This is a genomic window from Streptomyces spongiae (assembly GCF_009377185.1).
Lineage (GTDB): Bacteria > Actinomycetota > Actinomycetes > Streptomycetales > Streptomycetaceae > Streptomyces > Streptomyces spongiae.
Genome location: NZ_VJZC01001022.1, coordinates 1 through 1,651 on the forward strand (window position 1 = coordinate 1; position 1,651 = coordinate 1,651).

Annotated in this window: 1 protein-coding gene; it reads right to left on the reverse strand. The window is 72.6% G+C overall.

Translation table 11 applies throughout. The features are described from left to right. Window positions 1–1,553, reverse strand: a 1,553-nt coding sequence (locus FNH08_RS49765; protein WP_322726668.1) for a DHA2 family efflux MFS transporter permease subunit, incomplete at its 3' end; no start/stop codon positions are given. Between the last annotated feature and the right edge of the window lie 98 nt (window positions 1,554–1,651).

The window sequence follows — 1,651 nt, forward strand, 5'->3', positions numbered from 1 at the left end:
GGCTCGGTGGGGGCGTCCTGGGGTACCGGCGGCCGTCCCTTGAGGAAGCAGGCGAGGAGCGCGCCGAGGACCAGCACCGGCACGAGGTACAGGAAGATCCTCGGCAGCGTCTCGGCGTACGCCCCGGGGTGGTCGTCGCGCAACGCGGCGGGCAGGCCGACGGGTAGAGCGCGGCCATCGGCGGCCGGGGCGGCGAGGAGCGCACCGCAGACGGCCACGCCGACGCTGCCGCCGATCAGCCGGAGGCAGCTGTTCGCGCTGGTCGCGGCCTGGAGGTCGGCGGGGCGCACGGAGTTCTGCAGGGCGACGACCAGAACGGGCATCACCATGCCGATACCGGCGCCGAGGACGGCCGTCCAGATGCCGTGGTGCAGTCGGGGCGTGTCGGCGTCGAGGTGGGAGAGGAGCCACATGCCGGCGGCGGTGAGGGCCGTACCGAGGACCGGGTACGTCCGGTAGTGCCCGGTGTGGCTGACGAGTTGGCCGACGACGACCGACGCTACGACCAGGCCGGCCGTCATCGGCAGCATGAGCAGCCCGGACTCGGTGGCGGAGACGCCCTCGGTCAGCTGCAGGAAGGCCGGCAGCCAGCTGCCTGCCGTGAACAGCGCGACCCCGATGACCAGGCCCACGATCCCGGTGACGTTGAAGACGGAGTCCCTGAACAGCCGTGGGGGGACGAGGGGTTCGACGGCGTGGTGCTCGACGACGAGGAAGAGGACGGTCGCGCCGACGGCTCCCCCGCCCAGGGCCAGGACGACGCGGGAGTCCCAGGCGTACTCGGTGCCGCCCCAACTGGCCAGCAGCACCAGGCAGGTGGACGCGATGGCGAGTGACAGGGCCCCGACGACGTCGAAGCGGGCCTTGGCCGCGGGCCTCGGCGAATTCGGTAGCCTTCTCGGCTTCGGCAGCTTCGGCGCGAGGGTGACGAGCGCCAGGGCCATGAGCCCGAAGGGCACGTTGCCGTAGAAGCACCACCTCCAGGAGAAGTGGTCCGTGACGTAGCCGCCCAGAAGAGGGCCGGCGACGGAGGCGAGGCCGAACGCGGCGCCCGCGAGAGCCGTGAAGCGACCACGGCCACGGGCCGGCACGATGTCCGCCATGATCGCCTGTACGCCGACCAGGAGCCCGCCCGCGCCGACGCCCTGGAGTGCGCGGAAGACGACGAGCTGATCCATGGTGCGCGACCGGCCGGCGAGCGCCGAGCCGACGACGAAGACGAGGAGCGCGAACTGGAGGACGCCCTTGCGCCCGTACAGTTCCCCGCACTTGCCGTGGATCGGCAGTGCGACGGCGGTGGCGAGCAGGTAGGCGGTCATCACCCAGGACACCCGGTCCTGGCCGTGCAGTTCGTCGGCGATCCCCGGGAGCGCGGTGGCCACCGTCATCGGCTCCAGCGCGGCGAGCATCAGCGCGAGCACGAGCCCGAGGAACACCAACCGCACGCGGCCCGGGGCGAGTCGGGCGGACGGGGTCTGCGGCGGGGGCGTCGACTGCGGGGGCGCGACGGCCGGTCCGGCCTCCTCGGCCTTCGTCAGAATGATCCCGCCCACGTGCCGCTCCCCTCGTCGCACCCGCTGCGCGATTCCCGCGTTACGCGACAACTACGAGCAGGTACGACGAGTTACGGCGCCCGGCCGACGGCCAGGAG